This window comes from Streptomyces sp. NPDC049837 (genome assembly GCF_040674455.1).
GTDB lineage: Bacteria > Actinomycetota > Actinomycetes > Streptomycetales > Streptomycetaceae > Streptomyces.
In genome coordinates, this window is record NZ_JBFAMP010000003.1 from 606985 (window position 1) to 628351 (window position 21367).

Below are 21367 nucleotides of genomic sequence, written 5' to 3' on the forward strand. Positions count from 1 at the left end.
GCCGGGCATGACGGTGGCCGGGTCCCTTGGGCAAGGGACCCGGCCACCGTCGTCGTCTCACGTCACGGCTTGGGCGGTTTCAGGTCGCCGGAGCCGCCGGATTCGCCGTCGCCCGGGTCGCCGGTCGGGTCGCCGCCGTCGCCGCCACCGATGCTGCCGCCGCTGTTGCCACCGGTCTCGCCTTCGGTCGGGTCGTCCGTCGGGGTCTGCGTCGGGGTCGGGATCGTCGGCGTACGCGTGGGCGCGGTCGGCGTACGGGTCGGGGTCGGGTCCTCGGTGGGCGACTTGGTCCCGGTCGGCTCCTCGGTGGGCGACTCGGTCTCCGTCGGCTCCTCCGTGGGCGTCGTCGTCGGGTCCGGCTCGGGCAGGGCCGTCTCGGCGAGGTCCAGGTCGAACCGGGCGTCGGAGCCGCCGTCGAGGGCGCCCAGCGTGTAGTCGGCCCAGATGCGGGCGGGGAAGCCGCCGCCGTTGGCGCGGCCGGAGTTGGCGGTGCCGGTGAGGGTGACCTGCTTGCCCTTGTCGGCGTCCTCGCCGAAGAGGGCGACGACGGTGGCCAGTTCGGGCGTGTACCCGGCGAACCAGGCCGACTTGTTGTTCTCCGAGGTGCCCGTCTTGCCGGCCGCCTGGTACGCGGAGGTGTTCGCCTCGAAGCCGGAACCGTTCTTCACGACGCCGGTCAGGGCGGCGGTGACGGTGTCGGCGGTCTCCCGCTCGATGACCCGCTCACCGATGGCGGGCTCGGTGTGCTCGAAGGTGCGGTCCTTGTGCTCGGCGGACTTCACGATCGTCGGGGTGACCTTCTTGCCGTGGTTGTCGAGGGTCGCGTACACCCCGGCCATGTCCCACGTCGAGGCGCCCATCGTGCCGAGCGACATCGCGGGCTGCTCGACGAAGGCGTCGCCGTCCTTCATGCCGAGGGCGAGCGCCGTCTTCTTCACCTTGTCCGGTCCGGCGTCCACGATCATCTGCGCGAAGACCGAGTTGATGGACTTGTTCATCGCCTTCTGCACGGTGACGGGGCCGTAGCTGCGGTCGTCCTCGTTCTGCGGGGCGAAGGGCGTGTCGCTGCCCTCGACGGGGCGGCGGCTGTCGCCGTCGTAGATGGTGTTGAGGCCGATCTCATTGCCGTCCTGCGTCTTGGCGCCGTTCTCCAGGGCGGAGGCGAAGACGAGGGGCTTGAAGGTCGAGGCGGGCTGGTAGTCGCGGCGGGTGGCGTTGGACATCCAGTGCTCGGTGGCACCGACGCCGCCGTACAGCGCCACCACGTGGCCCGTCTTGGGGTCGACGGAGGTGGCGCCGGCCTGGACGGTCGCGTCGACCTTGTTGCCCTTGCGGTCGAGGTGGTCCTCCAACTGCTTCTTGACCGCCTTGACGAGCTGCTTCTGCCGCTTCTCGTCGATGTTGAGCGTGATGGTCCAGCCGCCGGCGTCGATGTCCTCCTCGCTGATGCCCTGGCTGATCAGCTCCTGCTTGGCGGCCGCGACGAGGTAGCCGGTCTGGCCCTCCATGCCGGGTGCGGCCTTGGGCTTCTGCGGCACCTGGAACTTCTGCTGGGCGCGCTCGGACCGGCTGAGCCAGCCCTCCTCGACCATGTTGTTCAGCACGTAGTTCCAGCGGTCGGTCACCAGTTTGCGGCTGGTGGGGCCGGCGAAGGTCCAGTCGTACTGGCTGGGGGCCTGGAGGAGGGCGGCGAGGTAGGCGCCCTGGGAGACGGTCAGCTTCTCGGCGTCGACGCCGTAGTAGGCCTGGGCGGCGGCCTGGATGCCGTAGGCGCCGCGGCCGTAGTAGCTGGTGTTCAGGTAGCCGGCGAGGATGTCCGGCTTCTTCATGCGCTGGTCGACCTTGAGGGAGATCACCAGCTCCTTGAGCTTGCGGGTGACCGTCTGGTCCTGGTCCAGGTAGTAGTTCTTGACGTACTGCTGGGTGATGGTCGAGCCGCCCTGCTTGCCCTTGCCGCTGAGGGTGTTGAACACACCGCGGGCGGTGCCCATGAAGTCGACGCCGGAGTCCTGGTAGAAGCTCTTGTTCTCGGCCGCGACGAACGCCTTCTCCACGTCGTCGGGGATCTTGTCCAGGCCGACGATCTCGCGGTTGATCTCACCGGTGCGGGCGAGGATCTTGCCGTTGCCGTACTTGTAGACGTTGCTCTGCATCGTCGCCTGGATGTTGGCGGTGGGCACCGGGACGAGCAGGTACACGACGTAGAACGCGCCCATCGCGAGCAGACAGAGCCCGAAGAAGGTGCCCAGCAGTTTCTTCCAGGTGAAGAAGCGGCGTATGCCCGCGCCTTCGGTCTTCGCCCCGCGCGCTCCGCGTTCCCGCGCCCGTCGCGCTTCCGCTCGACCCATCGCTCCGTCGCTCCGCTCTGCTCATCTGCGAATCAGCTCAGCAAACTAACACCACGGGTGGCGACAAAGCCCAACGGATCCGGTCTTTTCCGGACGTGACAATGAGCACCCGTCTCAAGGGAACCGACTCCTGAGGGGTGCGGAGGGTTGCGAGGCGCGATAAAGTGATATCACTTTGCTAGACCGACCGGACGGCTTCCGGACGACGAAACGGGGACGATCATGACCACAACGGAACGCGGCACGGTGGCCGGCCTGGGCGAGGACCTCCCACAGATGCCCGAGCCGCGCGTACGGGAGTTCGCCGCGCACAGCATCGGCGGCGGACTGGCACTCCTGCTCGGCCTCGCCGGACTGGCGGCAGGCGTCTGCCTGGTGGTGGCGGGCGCGGCCACCGGCTCGGCGGGCGCGAAGGTGACGCTGATCCTGGCCGGCGTACTGCTGGGGATCGCCTCCTTCCTCGCGATGTGCGGGCTGAACATGGTGGCGCCGGGCGAGGCGCGGGTGGTGCAACTCTTCGGGCGGTACCGGGGCACGGTCCGTACGGACGGGCTGCGCTGGGTCAACCCGCTCACCTCGCGCGTGAAGATCTCCACGCGGGTGCGCAACCACGAGACGCCGGTGCTGAAGGTCAACGACGCGTACGGCAACCCGATCGAGCTCGCCGCGGTGGTGGTGTGGCGGGTCGAGGACACCGCCCAGGCGATGTTCGAGGTCGACGACTTCCGGGTGTTCGTCTCCACGCAGACGGAGGCGGCGGTGCGGCACATCGCGATCGAGTACCCCTACGACGCGCACGACGAGGACGAGCTGTCGCTGCGCGGCAACGCCGAGGAGATCACCGAGAAGCTGGCCGCCGAGCTGCACGCGCGCGTGGAGGCGGCGGGCGTCCGCATCATCGAGTCGCGGTTCACGCACCTCGCGTACGCTCCGGAGATCGCCTCCGCGATGCTCCAGCGCCAGCAGGCGGGCGCGGTCGTGGCGGCGCGGCGGCAGATCGTGGAGGGCGCGGTGGGCATGGTCGAGGCGGCGCTGGACCGGCTGGAGGAGCGGGACATCGTTGAGCTCGACCCGGAGCGGAAGGCGGCCATGGTCTCCAACCTGATGGTCGTGCTGTGCGGCGACCGGGCGGCCCAGCCCGTGCTGAACACGGGCACGCTGTACCAGTGACGCCACCTCCTGAACCCCGCCGGCGCAAGCAGGTGCTGCTGCGCCTGGACCCGGCGGTGTACGAGGCGCTGGCCCGCTGGGCGGCGGACGAGCTGCGCAGCGCGAACTCCCAGATCGAGTTCCTGCTGCGCAAGGCCCTCTCCGACGCGGGCCGCCTCCCGCCGGCCCCGGGCCCCCTCCCCCGCCGCGGCCGGCCGCCCAAGACGCCACCGCCCGCACCCCCGTCGGGGGACTGACCGCCTCGCCAGGGGGCACGGGGCGGGGCCGGCCAACCGGTATACATCGCATGTATACGTGCGATGTATAGTCGCCCCCATGTCCATCGGTCACACCCTCCTCGGGCTCCTGGAGTCCGGCCCCCGGCACGGTTACGACCTCAAGCGGGCCTTCGACGAGAAGTTCGGGCACGACCGCCCGCTGCACTACGGGCAGGTCTACTCGACCATGTCCCGGCTGCTGAAGAACGGGCTCGTCGAGGTCGAGGGCATCGAGCCCGGCGAGGGGCCCGAGCGGAAGCGGTACGCGATCACCGAGGCGGGCGTCACCGACGTCGAGCGGTGGCTCACCCAGGCCGAGAAGCCCGAGCCGTACCTCCAGTCGACCCTCTACACCAAGGTCGTCCTCGCCCTGCTCACCGGGCGCAGCGCCGCCGAGCTGCTCGACACGCAGCGCGCCGAGCACCTGCGGCTGATGCGCGAGCTGACCCGGCGCAAGCAGGACGGCGACCTCGCCGACCAGCTCATCTGCGACCACGCCCTGTTCCACCTGGAGGCCGACCTCCGCTGGCTGGAGCTGACCGCCGCCCGGCTCGGCCAGCTCGCCGAGGCCGTCGGGGGGACCGCCCGGTGACCACCCTGCTGCACGCCACGGGGGTCACCAAGGCGTACGGGCCGACCCCGGCGCTGGTGGACGTCGAGTTCGGCATCCGCCCCGGCGAGGTCGTCGCCGTCATGGGCCCCTCCGGGTCCGGCAAGTCGACCCTGCTGCACTGCCTGGCGGGCATCGTCCGGCCGGACGCCGGGACCATCACGTACGACGGCCGTGAGCTGACCGCCATGTCCGACGCCGGGCGCAGCGCGCTGCGCCGGGGCGACTTCGGGTTCGTCTTCCAGTTCGGGCAGCTCGTCCCGGAGCTGACCTGTGTCGAGAACGTCGCCCTGCCGCTGCGCCTGGGCGGCGAGCGCCGCAAGCCGGCCGAGCGCAAGGCGCGCGAGTGGCTGGAGCGCCTGGAGGCGGACGGCGCCGGCGAGAAGCGCCCCGGCGAGATCTCCGGCGGCCAGGCGCAGCGCGTCGCCGTGGCCCGGGCGCTGGTCACCGCGCCTCGCGTGATCTTCGCCGACGAGCCGACCGGCGCCCTGGACTCGCTCAACGGCGAGCGCGTGATGCGGCTGCTCGGCGACGCCGCCCGGGACACCGGAGCCGCGGTGGTCCTGGTCACCCACGAAGCCCGCGTCGCCGCCTACTCGGACCGCGAGGTCGTCGTACGGGACGGGCGGGTGCGCGGCCTGATGGGCGCCATATGATCCGCGACCTGCTCCTCGGTGCCCGGTTCGCCGTCACCGGCGGCCGCTCCGGCTGGGTGCGCACGCTGCTGACCGCCCTCGGCGTGGGCGCCGGCGTGGCGCTGCTGCTGCTCGCCGCGTCCGTGCCGAGCGTCCTCGACGGGCGCGACACCCGTCACCAGAGCCGCGACCTCACGGCCGGCGAGTCCGACGCGCCCCGCTCCGACCGTTCCTTCCTGTACGCGGCCACCTCCACGCTCTTCCACGACAAGCCCGTGCGCGGCATGCTCCTGCGGCCCGACGGCACGCACGCCCCGGCTCCTCCCGGGGTGGCCGAGGTACCGGAGCCGGGCGGGATGGTGGTCTCGCCGGCCCTCGGCCGCCTGCTCGCCTCGCCCGAGGGCGCGCTGCTGAAGGGGCGCCTGCCGTACCAGGTCACCGGCCGGATCGGTGACGCCGGCCTGGTCGGCCCCGCCGAACTGGTCTACTACGCCCACAGCCCGGGCCTCACCGACACGGCCGCCGACGGCCGCGCCGAAGGCTTCGGCCACAACGTCGGGGTCGACCGGCCCTCCAGCGCCTTCCTCCTGCTGCTGATCGTGGTCGCGTGCGTGGTGCTGCTGCTGCCGGTGCTCGTCTTCGTCGCCACCGCCGCCCGCTTCGGCGGCGAGCAGCGCGACCGCAGGCTGGCCGCGCTGCGGCTCGTCGGCGCGGACATCGCCATGACGCGCCGGATCGCCGCCGGCGAGTCGCTGGCCGGCGCGCTGCTGGGGCTCCTGGTCGGTGCCGGACTCTTCGCCCTGGGGCGGCAGTTCGCGGGCCGGGTGACGGTGTGGGACGTGAACGCCTTCCCGGCCGACGTCACGCCCGTACCCGCGCTGGCCGTGCTGGTGGCGGTGCTGGTGCCGCTGTGCGCCGTGGTGGTGACGCTGCTGGCGCTGCGCGGCGTGGCGATCGAGCCGCTGGGCGTGGCCCGTGGGACGGCGCCCCGCCGGCGCCGGGTGTGGTGGCGGCTGCTGCTGGTCGCCGCCGGGATCGCGGTGCTCCTGACGGCCGGACCGGTCGCCCTGGCGGAGACCACCCTGGACGCCGCACCGGTCGCGGCGGGCGCGCTGCTCACCCTGACCGGTGTGACGACGCTGCTTCCGTGGCTGACCGAGACGCTGGTGCGGCGGCTGCGAGGCGGCCCGCTGCCGTGGCAGCTCGCCGTGCGCAGGCTCCAGTTGAGCAGCGGTACGGCGGCGAGGGCGGTCAGCGGCATCGTGGTGGCGGCCGCCGGGGCGATCGCGCTCCAGATGCTGTTCGGGGCCATACAGAGCGACTTCATGCGGCCCACGAACATGGACGAGGCGCGTGCCCAGCTCAGCCTGCGGGCCGACGCCACCGGTCCGGACGGGCCGCGCGAGCTGATCCGCGAGATGTCGGCGGCGAAGGGCGTCACCGGGGTGAGCGCGACGCTGAGCGCCTCCGTGCAGCGGCCGGGGCCGCGCCGCGCGGGTGAGAGTTTCGTCCCGAGCACCGCCATCACGGTCGCCGACTGCCCTTCGCTGCGCGAGCTGGGCCGGCTGCCCTCGTGCGCGGACGGCGACGTGTTCATCGCGCGCACGCACGGCGGGGACGGCCCCGACGACGCCTACCTGGCCGAGACGGCCCGGCCCGGCGCCCTGGTCAACCTGCGCGACGAGGACGCGCCGCCGCTGCTGTGGCGCATCCCCGCCGACGCCCGCACCGTGGAGGCGCGGCGGGACCCGATGGGGTGGACGTCGTTCGGCGTCTACGCCACCCCGTCGGCGATCGACGCCGCGAAGCTCGACAACCCCGTCCTCACCGCCTGGGCCGTCCTGGACCCGGCCGTGCCGGACGCCGCCGAGCACGCCCGTAACGCCGCCGCCCGGTTCAGCCCGCTCATGCGGGTGGACACGATTCAGAACATGGAGAGGGACCAGCAGTTCACCAGTGTCCGCCGCGGTGTGTTCGCCGCCGCGACGCTCACCATGGCGCTGGTCGCCGTCTCGCTGCTGGTGTCGATGGTGGAGCAACTGCGGGACCGCAAGCGGCTGTTGTCGGCGCTGGTGGCCTTCGGTACGCGCCGCTCGACACTGGCCTGGTCGGTGCTGTGGCAGACCGCCGTACCGGTCGTGCTGGGCATGGCCCTGGCGGTCGCCGGCGGGCTGGGCCTCGGCACGCTGCTGCTACGGATGATCGGCAAGAGCGTGTCGGACTGGTGGGTGTTCTGGCCGGTCACCGGGGTCGGCGCGGCGCTGGTCCTGGGCGTGACGCTGCTGAGCCTGCCGGCCCTGTGGCGCCTGATGCGCCCGGACGGCCTGCGTACGGAGTGAGCGCCGTGCCCCGCGTGAGCACCACGCCCCGGGTGAGCGCCGCGCCCCGCGTAAGCACCGCGGCCCGCGCGAGCACCGCCCCTCGCGTGACCGCCGCGCCCGGGCCCTTCGCGGCTCAGCCTTCCGGTCCGATGACCCGGACCGGGAGGGCGGTCATGGCCTCGCGCAGGGAGTGGGCGAGCTCCTCGAACTCGGCCTGGCGCGCCGCGCCGGTGCGCATGGCGAGCGCGATGCGCCGGGAGGGGGCCGGGTCGGCGAACCAGCCCGTCACCAGGCGGGCGTTGCGCCCGGTCTCGACCGTGACGGCGGTGCGCGGCAGCAGGGTCACCCCGAGGCCGCCCGCGACGAGCTGGACCAGCGTGGACAGGCCGGCCGCGGTGGTGGTGACCGCGGCGCCGTCCTCGCGCCCCGCCTCGCGACAGATGTCGAGCGCCTGGTCGCGCAGGCAGTGACCCTCGTCCAGGAGCAGCAGCCGCAGCTCGCGCAGCGCGTCGCGCGGGATGTCGGTACGGCCGCCCAGCCAGTGGTCCTCGGGCGTGACGAGCACGAAGTCCTCGTCGAACAGGGGCAGTTCGGTGACGCCCGGCACGCCCAGCGGGACGGCGAGCAGCAGCAGGTCCAGCCGTCCGGCGGCCAGCCCCTCCAGCAGGGACGAGGTCTGCTCCTCGTGGACCTGGAGGTCCAGCTCGGGGTACCGCTCGTGGACCAGGCGCAGGACGGTCGGCAGCAGGTAGGGCGCCACGGTCGGGATCACGCCGAGCCGCAGCACGCCGGTGAACGGCGCGTGCGCCGCCTCCGCCTCCTCCATCAGCTCGGCCACCGCGTCCAGTACGGCCTTCGCCCGCGCCGCCAGCCGCTCACCGGCCGGCGAGAGGAGCACCTTGCGTGTCGTACGCTCCAGCAGTTGGACACCGAGTGCCTCTTCGAGTGCCGAAACCGCGCCCGAAAGGGCGGGCTGGCTCATTCCGATCGCGGCGGCCGCGTCCCGGAAGTGCAGGTGCTCGGCCACCGCCGCGAACGCTCTGAGCTGGGCGAGACTGGGCTGCTTGCCCTTATATACGGACACCACTGATAACCACCTTCGATCAACCCGACCCAGTCTAGCTATTTCACTGATCAATGCACGCCGTGCCATGCTGGGGCTCCGTCCAACCCCCTCGGAAGGCCCCAAAAGGGACTTCCCAGTTGCAAGGAGAGCGTGTGCTCACTGTCGGTGACCAGTTCCCCACGTACGACCTGACCGCCTGTGTGTCGCTGGAGAGCGGCAAGGAGTTCGCGCAGATCGACCACAAGTCCTACGAGGGCAAGTGGCGCGTGGTGTTCTTCTGGCCGAAGGACTTCACCTTCGTCTGCCCCACCGAGATCGCCGCCTTCGGCAAGCTGAACGACGAGTTCGCGGACCGCGACGCCCAGATCCTCGGCGTCTCCGGCGACTCCGAGTTCGTGCACCACGCCTGGCGCAAGGACCACGCCGACCTGCGTGACCTGCCCTTCCCGATGCTCGCGGACTCGAAGCACGAGCTGATGCGCGACTGCGGCGTCGAGGGCGAGGACGGCTTCGCGCAGCGCGCCGTCTTCATCGTCGACCCGAACAACGAGATCCAGTTCTGCATGGTGACCGCCGGCTCCGTCGGCCGTAACCCCAAGGAGGTCCTGCGGGTGCTGGACGCCCTGCAGACCGACGAGCTGTGCCCGTGCAACTGGACCAAGGGCGAGGACACCCTGGACCCGGTCAAGCTGCTGGCCGGTGAGTGACCCATGGCCCTCGACGAGCTGAAGTCCGCCATACCGGACTACGCCAAGGACCTGAAGCTGAACCTCGGTTCGGTCATCGGCAACAGCGAGCTTCCCCAGCAGCAGCTCTGGGGCACGGTCCTGGCCTGCGCGATCGCCTCGCGCTCGCCCAAGGTCCTGCGTGAGCTGGAGCCGGAGGCCAAGGCGAACCTCTCGCCCGAGGCGTACCAGGCGGCCAAGTCCGCCGCCGCCATCATGGCGATGAACAACGTCTTCTACCGCACGCGTCACCTGCTCTCCGACCCGGAGTACGGCACGATGCGCGCCGGTCTGCGGATGAACGTCATCGGCAACCCGGGCGTGGAGAAGGTCGACTTCGAGCTGTGGTCGCTCGCCGTCTCCGCGATCAACGGCTGCGGCATGTGCCTCGACTCGCACGAGCAGGTGCTGCGCAAGGCCGGCGTGGACCGCGAGACGATCCAGGAGGCGTTCAAGATCGCCTCGGTGATCCAGGCGGTCGGGGCGACGCTCGACGCCGAGGCCGTCCTCGCCGAGTGATCATCCACGCGTAAGGCGTACGAAGGGGCCCACCGCCATCCGTGCCGGTGGGCCCCTTTCGTCGTCCCTCAGCTCTTGAGCTCGGCCATCAGCGACCTCATGTCCTCGACCATGAGGTCCTTGACGCCGGACAGGGCCGAGCTGTCGGGCTCCGGCGGCGCCTCACCCGAATCCGGGTCGTAGTCCATCTGGACGGTGACGAAGAGCGTCAGCACCGCCTGCCCGTCCAGCACCTTCAACGCGGCGAAACCTTCCGCGTCCTCGGAGTAGAACGCCCGCTCCCCCAGCCCCGCGACGGGCTGCCAGTCGTAGTCGCTGTAGATGTCGGAGATCTCCAGGGGCTCGAACTCCGGCCCCGGGTCCGTCTTCTTGTGCAGTACGTAGGTGAAGTCGGCGCCGTAGGACGGCTCGCCGGTGCCGAACGTCACCGAGCACTCCGCCCGGTCCAGCGCCTCGTGCTTGCTGTGCGGGCCCTCCGCCGGTCCGCCGTTCCGTTTGCCGTACGCCAGGCTCAGGGCGGTCAGTTGCGCCTCACCGCACAGGTCCTCGGTCGCGCGGTAACCGCCCAGGTCCGGACCCATCGCCCGGTACGCGTACAGCCCGCCCGCCCAGAGCGCGGACGCCACCAGCGCACCGCCGAGCGCCCACAGCCACGGCCGCCGCGCCCGCCGCTCACCGTCCGGGAGCTGCTCCATGGTGCCGGGCTCGCCCGCCGGCGCGGGAACCGGCACCGGGCCCGGCGGTGAACCGTGCGACGGGGGTATCGGCCCCTCCCCGTCACCGCCCACGAGTTCGGGTTCGGATATCACTCGCCCTCCTTCGGCGGGGTGCCCGGCGGCGGCGTCGGCGCCGTGCCGTGGGCCGTCGCCCCGTGCGGCGGCGGCGTGGTGCGCAGAGCCTGCTCCTGGCTGTACGCCCGCAGATAGCCGACGACCGTGTTGGTGACCGCGACCAGCGGAACCGCCACCACCGCGCCGCCGATCCCGGCGATCAGACCGCCCGACGCGACCGCGAGGACCACCGCGAGCGGATGGACCCGCACCGCGCGCCCCAGGATGAACGGCTGGAGCACGTGTCCCTCGATCTGCTGCACGGCGAGCACCACCAGCAGCACCATCAGGGCGGTGAAGACGCCCTGCGTGACGAGGGCGACGATGACCGCCAGCGCGCCCGAGACGACCGCGCCGACCAGCGGGATGAAGGAGAACAGGAAGATGAACACACCCAGCGGCACGGCGAGCGGCACGTCGAGGAAGTAGATGCCGAGGCCGATGAAGATGGCGTCGATCAGCGCGACGACGACCGTGCCGCGCACATAGGCGGTCAGGGTGCGCCAGGCGCGCGGGCCCGCACCGGCGACTCCGGGGCGGGCCTGGGCCGGGACCAGCTTCAGCCACCAGTTCCACACCTTCCTGCCGTCGTACAGCAGGAAGAGGGTGGAGAACATCGTCAGCAGGATGCCGGTGAGGATCTCCACCATCACCGTCACACCCTGGAGACCGGCGGAGGTGATCTCCTCCGTGTTCGTCCCGATCGTGTCGCTGAGGTTCTTGGCGATGTCGTTGATCTGCTGCTCGGTGACGTGGAACGGGCTGTCCAGCAGCCAGCGCTTCAGCTCGTCGATGCCGTCCCTGACCCGGTCGGAGATGTCCCCGAGGTTGTCCATCACCTGCCAGACGACGAACCAGCCGACCAGCCCCATGATGACGAAGCCGGTGATGGCGGTGACGGCGGTGGCGAGCCCGCGCGGCAGGCCCCACTTCCTCAGCCGGCCCACGGTGGGCTGGAGCAGGGCGGTGATCAGCAGCGCGGCCACGAAGGCGAGGACCACGAGCTGCACTTCGCTGATGGCCTTCATCAGCACCCACAGGGTGCCCGCGAGGACCAGCAGCCGCCAGCCCGCCTCGGCCGCGACGCGGATTCCCCAGGGGATGGCCGCCACGGGATCGGGACGTGCGGCGACGGCGGGGGCGTACGCGGGCGGCGGGGGCACGCTGTCCGGTACGGGCACGGGCTCCTCGCCCGGCTCGTCCTCGGCCCGGCGCTCGCCGAGCCGCTGGCCCATCCGGGTCAGGCCGGCTCCGAGTTTGCCGAGCCACCCTGGCACTTTCGACATGATCTTCTCTCTTCCCCCCACCACTCCCCCCGGGAGTTACGGCCCCGACGGTACACGCACGGAGCCCCTCACCGTAGGACGGTGAGGGGCTCCGGAAAGTTGAGCCGGGAGGCGGGGCCGCCTAGTACCAGTTGTTGGCCTGCCAGAAGCTCCACGCGCCGCAGGGGCTGCCGTAGCGCTCGTTCATGTAGTTGAGGCCCCACTTGATCTGGGTGGCCGGGTTGGTCTGCCAGTCGGCACCGGCGGAGGCCATCTTGGACCCCGGGAGCGCCTGGACCAGGCCGTACGCGCCGGAGGACGGGTTCTGCGCGCGGTAGTTCCAGCTCGACTCGTGGTCCACGATGTTGCTGAAGCACTGGAACTGGTCGCCCGGGACCATCTGGCGGGCCATCGCCTGGACCTCGGCGACGCTGTAGGACGACTGCGTGGCGAAGCTGGAGGCGCTGCGGACCTCGTCGCGGCTGGCGCGCTCGGCGGCCTCGCGCTCCTTGCGCTCCTCCTCCGCCTTCTTGGCCTTCTCGGCCTCCGCGTCGGCGGCGGCCTTCTTGGCCTCGGCGTCCTTGGCGGCCTGGATGCGCGCGGCTTCCTCGGCGGACTTCTGCGCGGCCGAGTCGGCGGCGGCGGCCTGGGCCTCCGCCTGCTGCGTCAGCGACGAGACCTGTACCTGGGCCTGCTCGCCGACAGGGATGTCGGCCAGGAGCGTCGTGTTGGCGGCGGCCGCCTCGAAGTTGTCGTTCGAGGGCTGGGTGTTGCCCGAGGCAACGCCCACGACGGCGCCGACAGTGGTGACCGCAGTGGCCGAAGCCACCGCGAATCCCCGGACCGAGATCCGGCTCACACGGTTTCCTTCCAGCATCGTCCGCTTAGGTGACCTCGCGGGCGAAAATCTTGCCCCTGACGCTGGTCCCCCCACTGCTGGGTCACGGGGGACACGGGCCCGGTGGGCAACTCCCTTGCGGGAGAGCCGCGTGGTGCTGCGGGCGGCATACGGCGAACGGCTTTTGAGTTGTGTCACGTGGTGACAGGGGTGCCGTATGCGGGGCCTGACGGAAGCAAGACTCTGCCCGAAGCCGATGCCGCAAGGCAATTCTTCGTTGCGTGTGAAAGCTCACACCCCAGTGGCCCCAGGAGTTTTGCGCATTCCGTCGCCCAGCATGACGCCGCCCGGCTAAGCTCTCGCGCTTTGCCGGGCGGCGCCAACTCCATGTCGGATTTGCAGGATTAGACCGGATTAAATCTGCCCGTCCTCCAGCATTTCGGTCACGAGCGCGGCGATCTGCGAACGCTCCGAGCGGGTCAGGGTGACGTGCGCGAACAGCGGATGGCCCTTCAGTTTCTCGACCACGGCGACGACTCCGTCGTACCGGCCGACCCGGAGGTTGTCGCGCTGGGCCACGTCGTGGGTCAGGACGACTCGGGAATTGGCCCCGATACGGGACAACACGGTCAGCAGGACGTTGCGTTCGAGGGACTGGGCCTCGTCCACGATGACGAACGCGTCGTGCAGCGAACGGCCCCGGATGTGCGTGAGCGGCAGCACCTCCAGCATGCCCCGGCTCAGCACCTCCTCGATGACCTCGCGCCCCGCCACCGCCGACAGCGTGTCGAAGACCGCCTGCGCCCACGGGCTCATCTTCTCGGCCTCGGTGCCGGGGAGATAGCCGAGGTCCTGGCCGCCGACCGCGTACAGCGGCCGGAAGACCATCACCTTCTGGTGCTGCCGGCGCTCCAGGACCGCCTCCAGCCCCGCACACAGCGCGAGCGCCGACTTGCCGGTGCCCGCCCGGCCGCCCATCGAGACGATGCCGACGTCCGGGTCCAGGAGCAGGTCGAGCGCGATGCGCTGCTCGGCGCTGCGGCCCCGGATGCCGAACGCCTCCCGGTCGCCCCTGACCAGGCGTACGTTCCCCTCGGCGGTGACCCGGCCGAGCGCCTTGCCGCGCTCGGACTGGAGGACAAGGCCGGTGTGCACGGGCAGCTCGGCGGCCTCGGGGACGTACAGCTTCTCCTCGGCGTACAGCAGGTCGACCTGCTCGGCACTGAGGGTCAGTTCGGACATTCCGGTCCAGCCGGAGTCCGTGATGGCGAGCTCCGCCCGGTACTCCTCGGCGAGGAGGCCGACGGACGACGCCTTGATGCGCAGCGGAAGGTCCTTGGACACGACGGTGACGTCGTACCCCTCGGCCTGGAGGTTGCGCGCGACGGCCAGGATCCGGGAGTCGTTGTCGCCGAGGCGGTAGCCGGCCGGGAGGACGCCGGGATCCGAGTGGTTGAGCTCCACGCGCAGGGTCCCGCCGAACTCCCCGATCGGGAGCGGGGCGTCGAGGCGGCCGTACCGGACCCGGAAGTCGTCCAGCAGGCGCAGGGCCTGCCGGGCGAAGTACCCGAGCTCCGGGTGGTGCCTCTTGGCCTCCAGTTCCGTGACCACCACGATCGGGAGCACGACCTCGTGCTCCTCGAAGCGGGCCATGGCGCCGGGATCGGCCAGCAGGACGCTGGTGTCGAGAACGTAGGTGCGCCTGTCGTTGAGGCGGCGCTTTGTGCTGTTCACCACGGAAGGACCTACCCCCTCAGGTGAGGTCGGGTGCGACTGCGACGGCGTCGCGGGGGGATGGGGCCGGGCTCTGGCCACGATGCGCGGGCCGAGCTCCGGCCCTCCGCGTCGTCCGTACACGTCCTGCACGGTCGTCCTGGTGCAAAGGGCCTCCCGGGTGAGCGGGCTGGCGTGCCGCTCACACTGGAGGGGGTATTCCCTCGAACGCCCGGCGCCATGCCATGGCATATGACGACGCGTCGGTGAACAGGTGGTGACGGGCCCCCTCAGGTCCCCGTGGTCCCTCGGGGAACGTTCCGTCAGGTGCCGTAGCGGCGGTGGCGGGCCGCGTAGTCACGCAGCGCGCGGAGGAAGTCGACCTTCCGGAAGGCCGGCCAGTGGACCTCGCAGAAGTAGTACTCCGAGTGGGCGCTCTGCCAGAGCATGAAGCCCGACAGGCGCTGCTCGCCGCTCGTGCGGATCACCAGGTCGGGGTCGGGCTGGCCGCGCGTGTAGAGGTGCTCCGAGATGTGCTCGACGTCCACGATCTCGGCGAGCTCCTCGAAGCTCGTGCCCTTCTCGGCGTGCTCCAGCAGCAGCGAGCGGACCGCGTCCGCGATCTCCTGGCGGCCGCCGTAGCCCACGGCGACGTTCACGAGTATTCCGGTGCGGTCGCGGGTGGCCTCCTCGGCCTCCTTCAGCACCGCCTGCGTACGGGCGGGCAGCAGGTCCAGGGTGCCCACGTGGTGGACGCGCCAGCGGCCGTCGGCGGCGAGGTCGCGGACCGCGTTCTCGATGATGCCGAGGAGCGGCACCAACTGCTCCTCGGGCCGGTTGAGGTTGTCGGTGGACAGCATCCAGAGCGTGACGACCTCGACGTCCGTCTCGTCGCACCAGCCCAGCAGTTCCTGGATCTTGCTCGCGCCCGCCTTGTGACCCTGCTCGGGAGTGCCGCCGGACGCCTTCGCCCAGCGGCGGTTGCCGTCGAGGATGACGCCGATGTGCTTGGGCACCTGGGCGTGGTCGAGGCGGCCCTCCACCCGGCGTGCGTAGAGCCTGTACACCAGGTCGCGCAAGTTCACCGATCTCACCTCTCGATTGCGTACGGGCCCGCCACGGCGTCGGCCCAGGGGGATCGAATCCGGCATCACCGCGGCTGTCCCCGAAGCCGCCACATTACTGCGCGGGGGTCACGGCGGCCCAACCCGGTCTGTCACAAGTCCGTGATAAGGAGAGAGGCGTGACTGATACCCCCGCATACCGCCCTGCCGACGACCGCTACGGCTCCATGGAGTACCGCCGCACCGGCCGCAGCGGGCTCAAGCTTCCCGCCATCTCGCTCGGCCTCTGGCACAACTTCGGCGACGACCGCACGCTCGCCTCGCAGCGCGCGATCCTCCGCCGCGCCTTCGACCTGGGCGTGACGCACTTCGACCTGGCGAACAACTACGGACCGCCGCCCGGGTCCGCCGAGTCGAACTTCGGCAAGATCTTCGCCCAGGACTTCGCCCGATACCGGGACGAGCTGGTCATTTCCACCAAAGCGGGCTACCTCATGCACCCCGGCCCGTACGGCGAGTGGGGCTCCCGCAAGTACCTGCTGTCCTCACTCGACGCCTCGCTGAAGCGGATGGGCCTCGACTACGTCGACATCTTCTACTCGCACCGCTTCGACAAGGACACCCCGCTGGAGGAGACGATGGGCGCCCTCGCCTCCGCCGTCCAGCAGGGCAAGGCGCTGTACGTCGGCGTCTCCTCCTACAGCAGCGAGCAGACCGCCGAGGCCGCCGGGCTGCTGCGGGAGATGGGCGTCCCGGCCCTGATCCACCAGCCCTCGTACTCGATGATCAACCGCTGGACCGAGGACGACGCGCTCCTCGACACCCTGGAGGAGGCCGGCATGGGCTGCATCGCCTTCGCGCCGCTCGCCCAGGGCCTGCTCACCAACAAGTACCTCAAGGGCATCCCGGAGGGCTCGCGGGCCACCCAGGGCAAGTCCCTGGACCCGAACCTGCTCTCCGAGGAGGTCCTCCGCCGGCTCCAGGGCCTCGACGAGATCGCCCGCCGCCGCGGCCAGTCGCTGGCGCAGCTCGCGCTGACGTGGGTGCTGCGCGACGAGCGGATGACGTCGGCGCTGATCGGCGTGTCGAGCGTGACGCAGTTGGAGGAGAACATCGCCGCGCTGGGCGGGGCGCCGCTGACCGACGAGGAGCTGAAGGAGATCGACTCGTACGCGGTCGACACCGCTGGCACCAACATCTGGGCGGCACGCGGCTGACGTCTGCGGCTGACGGCTGCGGCTCCGTGGCCGGGCGGGGCCGGGATCGGGCGGGGCCGGGACCGGCGGGCGGTTTCGCGGCGGCCGAGGGGCCGCTCTTGACGCGGGAGAAAAAACGGGCCGGTCCGTGGGGGGGATACGGACCGGCCCGAGGGGGGGTTTCCACCATAACCCTTCGTAAGTGGTGCTGGGCGCCACGACAGGCCGCAACTACGCTCCGAAAATGCGGGACGGCGCCGGGAGCACGGGATTCAGCCGATTTCCCGTCCTCCCCAAGGGGGACCCTGTCGCAAAGGCGCCGGGTTGACGGCCCGGGACGGGCTCCGCGGACTGCGCAGAAACGCTCATGCTCGCTCATGCCCGATCGTCGGTACGCCGGTCATGACCGGCGCAGCAGGGTGATGCCGTCGCGCGCGGCGACCTTCCGGTAGCCGTGCCGCTTCTGCGCGGCGGCCAGCTCGGCCTCCTGCTGCTCGATGGGGTAGGGCCAGTGGCCCGTCTTGTACGGCCAGGCCTCCGGGGCCCGCCGGTCGTGGACGATCCACTCGGCGGTGGGCGGCGGGAGGCGCTTCCTGTCGTACTCGTACAGCTTCCCCTCCACCGGGAACGTCGGGAAGACGACGACCGTGCAGCGCGAAGTGAGCTGCGGGACCAGCCGGTTGGAGGCGGCGACGGTCGCACCGTCCGGGATCCTCGCGAGCAGGGCGCGGGCCGCCTCGACGTGCTCGGTGGTGCGCCAGGTGGCGCGCTGGAGGAGCTGGGCGAGCGGGAAGGACGGCAGCATCACCACCGTCACGGCCAGGACGGTGGCGAGCGAGGCGCGGACGTGGCGGGCGGCGAGCGGGTGGTCGGTGCGGCGCCAGACGGTCAGCGCGTCGATCAGCCCGGCGAAGACGACCGGCATCAGCACGGCGCTGTAGTGGAACGCCGTGCCCCAGTGGAAGCCGTTGTCCGACATCATCCGCCAGGCGAGCGTCGGCACGGCGATCAGCGAGAGCGGCGAGCGCAGCGCGAGCAGTGCGGACGGGGCGAAGACCAGCACCAGGGTCATGGCCTTGATGTCGGGGCGCAGCACGTCGAGCGGGGCGTGGGCGAGGGTGCTGAGCAGCGAGCCGTACCCCTCGGCGAGGTTGCCGCCGTGCGCGTACCCCCCGGCGGGATGGAAGGCGGGCATCAGCAGCTTGACCTCGACGAGCGAGCCGATGAGCCCGGCGGCGGCGGTGACGAGGCCCAGTGTGCGGGGGCCCCGGAAGGCGATGTAGGCGCCGACGGCGGCGAGGGTGAGGCCCAGGTCCTCCTTGACCAGGAGCAGGGGCGCCGCCCAGGCGACGGCCGGCCGCCAGCGCTGCCGGGCCAGGGCTTCCAGGCAGCAGGCGAGGAGCGGTACGGCGAGCGCGACCTCGTGGAAGTCGAATGCGGCGGCCGACGCGATGCCCCAGCTCAGCCCGTACGCGGCGGCGATGGCGTGGGCCGCCCGGCGGCCGAGCGCACGGGCCGCCCAGCGGGCGAGCGGTACGACGGCGAGGGCGAGCAGCGCGGACTGGGCGGCGAGCAGGCACAGCGGGGAGGGCCAGAGCCGGTAGAGCGGGGCCAGGGCGGCGAGGAGCGGGTGGAAGTGGTCGCCGAGGAGGTTGAACCCCTCGCCGCGCAACGGGACGACGGGGGCGCGGAGTTCGGCGTAGGCGCGTACCGCCTGCTCGAAGATGCCGAGGTCGTAGCCGGTGGTCCGGAGGAGGAGGTGACGGCGCACGGCGACGGTCGCGTAGAGCGCGAACAGCGCCGCGGCCCAGCCCCAGGGGAGCAGGGCCGCGGGCAGGCGGGAGGGTACCCCCGCCGTGCCGGCGGGGGCCCTGGTGGTCGTGGGGATGGCGACCTGCTGGTCCTCACGGCCGGGTCGGGACGTATTGTCAGGGGATGTCCGCATGTGGCCGCATGCTAGGACGCGGGCGGGCGGCTCAGGTCAGGTCGTGGCCCGTGGTGCTGTCGACGTGGTGCGGAATCTCCCCCTCATGGCGGTCACCCGTCGACAGCGTGCCGGACGGCTCGAACATCAGAATCGACGCCCCGTTCGGCGCGGACGGCTTGTGCTCGGTGCCCTTCGGTACGACGAAGGTGTCGCCGCGCCGCAGCTCGACCGTCCGCTCGGTGCCGTCGGCGGCGCGCAGCGCGATGTCGAACCGCCCGTCCAGGACCAGGAAGAACTCGTCCGTGTCGGCGTGGACGTGCCAGACGTGGTCGCCGGCGGCGTGGGCGATCCGTACGTCGTAGTCGTTCATGCGGGCCACGATGCGGGGGCTGTAGACGTCGTCGAAGGTGGCGAGGGCTTCGGTGAGGTTGACCGGCTTCGTATCCATGGACCCGATACTGCGCCGCTTCCCGCCCGGTGTCTTGTACGCGGGTGCGCAGCCGGTCAGGCGGCCGGGACCGCCGCGAACGCGCCCAGCAGCACGCCCACCAGCGCCCCGCCGATCATGAACGGCCCGAACGGGATCGCGCTCTTGCGGCTCGCGCGCCGCAGCGCCACCAGCGCGAACCCGTACACCGCGCCGAACAGGAACCCGGCGAACGCGCCCACGAACAGGACGCCCCAGCCGTACCAGCCGAGGACCACGCCCAGCGCGAGGGCGAGCTTCACGTCGCCGAAGCCCATGCCGCTCGGATTCACCAGGAACAGCACGAAGTAGCCCGTGCCCAGCGCGAGGCCGCCGAGCAGCGCGGTCGGCCACGACCCGGCGTGCCAGGGCAGCAGCGCGGCCACGCCCAGCAGGGCGGCCGTTCCGGCGGCGAGCGGGAGGGTCAGCCGGTCCGGAAGGCGGTGCACGGCCCGGTCGACCAGGGCGAGCAGCACCGCGACCGGCGCGGCGAGCAGCCACACCACCAGTTCGGGACGGGGCCCGGTCGCGGCGGCGAGCGCCGCGCAGACGAGGGCGGTGACGACCGGGACGGTGGCGGTACGGTCGGGCGCACCCGTGTCCGTGGTGGCCGGCCGGGCGCTCCCCACCGGTACGGCCACCGCGCACGCCGTGCAGCGCGGCGCGCCGAGCCAGCCGCGCGCGGGGCCCGTGAACGGATGGCCGGCGGGGCAGGCGTCCCGCCACGGCTCGTCGGGCTCGACGGACAGGCGGTACGCCGGGCGCGGCACGAGCAGGCCGGTGACGGCGCCCCACAGGGCGGCGACGGCGATCAGCGTGGCGTACACGCACCCGACCCTAGGGCGGGGCGGCCACCCCGTCATGGGCCCACGGGCCCACTGCCGTCACGGCCGGGCCCACGCTACGGTCGGGGCCCATGGCGACCCCGCGGAAGAAGTGGCGCAACGGCACCGGTCAGTTGAGGCTGCGGGACGGCACCGTCCCCGTCGAGCTCGCCGCCTCCTACGGCACCCGGAGGCGCGGTCTGCTGGGCCGGGACGGCATCACGGGCGCGCTGCTGCTCAGCCCCTGCAACAGCGTCCACACGTTCCGGATGCGGTTCGCCATCGACGTGGCGTACCTGGACCGCGACTTGCGGGTCGTCGACCTGGTCACCATGGCGCCCGGCCGCCTCGGCCTTCCCCGCCCGCGCGCCCGCCACGTCCTGGAGGCCGAGGCCGGGGCGATGGAACGCTGGGGCATCCGGCCGGGCGCCGTCCTGGACATCACGGCGGACCCGGCCCCAGCAGGGTGAACGCCCCGTACGCCCCCGACGCCAGCGCCAGCCCCGCCAGCACGATCACCACCGTCCGGTCCCGCAGCCGCGCCAGGGCCACCGCCGCCGGGAGCAGCAGCGGGAACGCGGGCATCATCAGGCGCGGCCGGGAGCCGAAGTAAGCGGCGCCGACCAACGAGATGACGACGATCCCGATGCCGTACACCAGCACCGGCAACGGCTGCCGCTGCCGGACGCACAGCCACACCACCCAGCCGACCAGCGCGAGCGCCGCGCACAGCCCCACCCCGGCGAGCGGCACCGGACCGGTCAGGTTCTCCCACACGAACCGGGCCAGCGCCACGCCCCCGTCGATGCTGTTACCCCACGCGGACTGCACCTCGAAGTACGCGGTCGGGCTGCCCTCCCGTACGGCGACGAAGACGACGTACCCGAGCCAGCCCAGCGGCGCGAGCAGCACCCCGGCGGCCATCCGGGCGGTCACCCGGCGCTCCTTCACCACCGTCACGATCGCCGTGATGCCGAGCGCCGCGACGAGCGCCGCCGCCGACGGCCGGGTCAGCCCCGCGCCCACGCACAGCGCGCCCGCCCAGATCCACCGGCCGCGCAGCACCGCGTACAGCGACCAGGCGGCGAGCGCGGTGAACAGCGTCTCCGTGTACGCCATCGACTGCACGAACGCCGTCGGGTACACGCCCCACAGCACCGCCAGCACCACCCCGCCGCGCCGCCCGGCGACCTGGGCCCCGACCGCGTATATCCCCCACGCGGCGGCGAGCGACGCCGCCCACGACACGACCAGCCCGGCGGTCGCGGCGTCGACCGGCAGGAGGGCGGCCAGACCCCGCTCCAGGGCGGGCAGCAGCGGGAAGAACGCCAGGTCGGAGTGGACGCTGCCATCGGGGAGCGTGACCTCGTGGCCGTACCCGTGCTCGGCGATCCGCACGTACCAGACGGAGTCCCAGCGGCCATTCAGCCGGTGCAGAGCGTCCTCACCGGCCACGGCGGCGGCGACCGCGAGGACCACCAGCCCCACCGCGCGCACCGCCGCGTAGCCCCACAGGGCGGGCGCGGCGGAGGCGGAGCGGTCATGGAGCCGGGACATGCGCTCGATTATCGCGGCCGCCACTGACAGCCGGCA

20 protein-coding genes are annotated in these 21367 nt (G+C 71.8%); 9 read left to right on the forward strand and 11 right to left on the reverse strand.

The window, feature by feature from the left end:
- Positions 1 to 62 precede the first annotated feature (62 nt).
- Positions 63 to 2348 (reverse strand): transglycosylase domain-containing protein, encoded by a 2286-nt coding sequence (locus tag AB0J57_RS10670; protein WP_366127670.1) that lies wholly within the window; start codon positions 2346 to 2348, stop codon positions 63 to 65.
- A 222-nt stretch (positions 2349 to 2570) separates the two neighbouring features.
- Here AB0J57_RS10670 and AB0J57_RS10675 point away from each other — a divergent pair, with 222 nt between their 5' ends.
- The 5 genes from AB0J57_RS10675 to AB0J57_RS10695 all read left to right on the forward strand — a co-directional run bounded on the left by AB0J57_RS10675 (position 2571) and on the right by AB0J57_RS10695 (position 7359).
- Complete coding sequence (locus AB0J57_RS10675) at positions 2571 to 3518, forward strand: SPFH domain-containing protein (protein WP_366127671.1); 948 nt, start codon at positions 2571 to 2573, stop codon at positions 3516 to 3518.
- Positions 3515 to 3754, forward strand: coding sequence for a hypothetical protein (locus AB0J57_RS10680; protein WP_366127672.1), 240 nt, complete (start codon positions 3515 to 3517; stop codon positions 3752 to 3754). The genes AB0J57_RS10675 and AB0J57_RS10680 overlap by 4 nt, the downstream gene beginning before the upstream one ends.
- Positions 3755 to 3833: 79 nt before the next feature.
- A complete protein-coding gene (locus AB0J57_RS10685) occupies positions 3834 to 4367 on the forward strand; it encodes a PadR family transcriptional regulator (RefSeq protein ID WP_366127673.1) in 534 nt (177 codons plus the stop codon).
- Positions 4364 to 5041 carry an ABC transporter ATP-binding protein gene (locus AB0J57_RS10690; protein WP_366127675.1) on the forward strand — a complete coding sequence of 226 codons (678 nt, stop codon included), beginning with the start codon at positions 4364 to 4366 and terminating at the stop codon, positions 5039 to 5041. The genes AB0J57_RS10685 and AB0J57_RS10690 overlap by 4 nt, the downstream gene beginning before the upstream one ends.
- On the forward strand, positions 5038 to 7359 hold the full coding sequence (locus tag AB0J57_RS10695; RefSeq protein WP_366127676.1) for an FtsX-like permease family protein: 2322 nt from the start codon (positions 5038 to 5040) through the stop codon (positions 7357 to 7359). The genes AB0J57_RS10690 and AB0J57_RS10695 overlap by 4 nt, the downstream gene beginning before the upstream one ends.
- Before the next feature lie 115 nt (positions 7360 to 7474).
- Here AB0J57_RS10695 and AB0J57_RS10700 read toward each other — a convergent pair whose 3' ends face one another.
- Positions 7475 to 8428 (reverse strand): hydrogen peroxide-inducible genes activator, encoded by a 954-nt coding sequence (locus AB0J57_RS10700; protein ID WP_366127677.1) that lies wholly within the window; start codon positions 8426 to 8428, stop codon positions 7475 to 7477.
- Positions 8429 to 8559: 131 nt separating this feature from the next.
- Between AB0J57_RS10700 and AB0J57_RS10705 the strand changes: the two genes are divergently transcribed.
- Positions 8560 to 9114: a peroxiredoxin gene (locus AB0J57_RS10705; protein ID WP_366127678.1), complete on the forward strand. Its 555-nt coding sequence runs from the start codon at positions 8560 to 8562 to the stop codon at positions 9112 to 9114.
- Between the two features lie 3 nt (positions 9115 to 9117).
- The gene (locus AB0J57_RS10710; RefSeq protein ID WP_366127679.1) at positions 9118 to 9651 is read left to right on the forward strand and encodes an alkyl hydroperoxide reductase; all 534 of its coding nucleotides are present in this window, start codon (positions 9118 to 9120) and stop codon (positions 9649 to 9651) included.
- A 68-nt stretch (positions 9652 to 9719) separates the two neighbouring features.
- Here AB0J57_RS10710 and AB0J57_RS10715 read toward each other — a convergent pair whose 3' ends face one another.
- The 5 genes from AB0J57_RS10715 to AB0J57_RS10735 all read right to left on the reverse strand — a co-directional run bounded on the left by AB0J57_RS10715 (position 9720) and on the right by AB0J57_RS10735 (position 15382).
- The gene (locus AB0J57_RS10715; RefSeq protein WP_366127680.1) at positions 9720 to 10460 is read right to left on the reverse strand and encodes a hypothetical protein; all 741 of its coding nucleotides are present in this window, start codon (positions 10458 to 10460) and stop codon (positions 9720 to 9722) included.
- Positions 10457 to 11767, reverse strand: coding sequence for an AI-2E family transporter (locus tag AB0J57_RS10720; protein ID WP_366127681.1), 1311 nt, complete (start codon positions 11765 to 11767; stop codon positions 10457 to 10459). Before AB0J57_RS10720 ends, AB0J57_RS10715 begins: the two co-directional genes overlap by 4 nt.
- 121 nt (positions 11768 to 11888) lie before the next feature.
- The gene (locus AB0J57_RS10725) at positions 11889 to 12605 is read right to left on the reverse strand and encodes a transglycosylase SLT domain-containing protein (protein WP_366127682.1); all 717 of its coding nucleotides are present in this window, start codon (positions 12603 to 12605) and stop codon (positions 11889 to 11891) included.
- 393 nt (positions 12606 to 12998) lie between these two features.
- The gene (locus tag AB0J57_RS10730; protein ID WP_366127683.1) at positions 12999 to 14321 is read right to left on the reverse strand and encodes a PhoH family protein; all 1323 of its coding nucleotides are present in this window, start codon (positions 14319 to 14321) and stop codon (positions 12999 to 13001) included.
- 299 nt (positions 14322 to 14620) lie between these two features.
- Positions 14621 to 15382 (reverse strand): isoprenyl transferase, encoded by a 762-nt coding sequence (locus tag AB0J57_RS10735; RefSeq protein WP_126883717.1) that lies wholly within the window; start codon positions 15380 to 15382, stop codon positions 14621 to 14623.
- A 158-nt stretch (positions 15383 to 15540) separates the two neighbouring features.
- Between AB0J57_RS10735 and mgrA the strand changes: the two genes are divergently transcribed.
- The gene (gene mgrA, locus AB0J57_RS10740; protein ID WP_366127684.1) at positions 15541 to 16578 is read left to right on the forward strand and encodes an L-glyceraldehyde 3-phosphate reductase; all 1038 of its coding nucleotides are present in this window, start codon (positions 15541 to 15543) and stop codon (positions 16576 to 16578) included.
- A gap of 379 nt (positions 16579 to 16957) precedes the next feature.
- Here mgrA and AB0J57_RS10745 read toward each other — a convergent pair whose 3' ends face one another.
- Genes AB0J57_RS10745 through AB0J57_RS10755 form a run of 3 tightly spaced genes read right to left on the reverse strand, consistent with a single transcriptional unit; the run spans position 16958 to position 19777 of the window.
- Entirely contained in the window at positions 16958 to 18502 is a 1545-nt protein-coding gene (locus tag AB0J57_RS10745; protein WP_366127685.1) for a DUF2079 domain-containing protein, read from the reverse strand.
- Positions 18503 to 18533: 31 nt separating this feature from the next.
- Positions 18534 to 18932 (reverse strand): cupin domain-containing protein, encoded by a 399-nt coding sequence (locus AB0J57_RS10750; protein WP_366127686.1) that lies wholly within the window; start codon positions 18930 to 18932, stop codon positions 18534 to 18536.
- A 56-nt stretch (positions 18933 to 18988) separates the two neighbouring features.
- Positions 18989 to 19777, reverse strand: a complete 789-nt coding sequence (locus AB0J57_RS10755; RefSeq protein ID WP_366127687.1) for an A24 family peptidase — start codon at positions 19775 to 19777, stop codon at positions 18989 to 18991.
- An 89-nt stretch (positions 19778 to 19866) separates the two neighbouring features.
- On the opposite strand from AB0J57_RS10755, the gene AB0J57_RS10760 reads away from it, so the two are divergent.
- Positions 19867 to 20244: a DUF192 domain-containing protein gene (locus AB0J57_RS10760; RefSeq protein ID WP_366127688.1), complete on the forward strand. Its 378-nt coding sequence runs from the start codon at positions 19867 to 19869 to the stop codon at positions 20242 to 20244.
- Here the strand turns inward: AB0J57_RS10760 and AB0J57_RS10765 are convergent.
- Entirely contained in the window at positions 20216 to 21331 is a 1116-nt protein-coding gene (locus tag AB0J57_RS10765) for a hypothetical protein (protein WP_366127689.1), read from the reverse strand. The two genes, AB0J57_RS10760 and AB0J57_RS10765, sit on opposite strands and share 29 nt — an antisense overlap.
- Between the last annotated feature and the right edge of the window lie 36 nt (positions 21332 to 21367).

Excerpts from the sequence above, each read along its gene's own strand:
- AB0J57_RS10670 (WP_366127670.1), bottom strand. The coding sequence starts at position 2,348 with ATGGGTCGAGCGGAAGCGCGACGGGCGCGGGAACGCGGAGCGCGCGGG.
- AB0J57_RS10675 (WP_366127671.1), top strand. The coding sequence starts at position 2,571 with ATGACCACAACGGAACGCGGCACGGTGGCCGGCCTGGGCGAGGACCTC.
- AB0J57_RS10685 (WP_366127673.1), top strand. The coding sequence starts at position 3,834 with ATGTCCATCGGTCACACCCTCCTCGGGCTCCTGGAGTCCGGCCCCCGG.
- AB0J57_RS10695 (WP_366127676.1), top strand. The coding sequence starts at position 5,038 with ATGATCCGCGACCTGCTCCTCGGTGCCCGGTTCGCCGTCACCGGCGGC.
- AB0J57_RS10710 (WP_366127679.1), top strand. The coding sequence starts at position 9,118 with ATGGCCCTCGACGAGCTGAAGTCCGCCATACCGGACTACGCCAAGGAC.
- AB0J57_RS10720 (WP_366127681.1), bottom strand. The coding sequence starts at position 11,767 with ATGTCGAAAGTGCCAGGGTGGCTCGGCAAACTCGGAGCCGGCCTGACC.
- AB0J57_RS10745 (WP_366127685.1), bottom strand. The coding sequence starts at position 18,502 with ATGCGGACATCCCCTGACAATACGTCCCGACCCGGCCGTGAGGACCAG.
- AB0J57_RS10750 (WP_366127686.1), bottom strand. The coding sequence starts at position 18,932 with ATGGATACGAAGCCGGTCAACCTCACCGAAGCCCTCGCCACCTTCGAC.
- AB0J57_RS10760 (WP_366127688.1), top strand. The coding sequence starts at position 19,867 with ATGGCGACCCCGCGGAAGAAGTGGCGCAACGGCACCGGTCAGTTGAGG.
- AB0J57_RS10765 (WP_366127689.1), bottom strand. The coding sequence starts at position 21,331 with ATGTCCCGGCTCCATGACCGCTCCGCCTCCGCCGCGCCCGCCCTGTGG.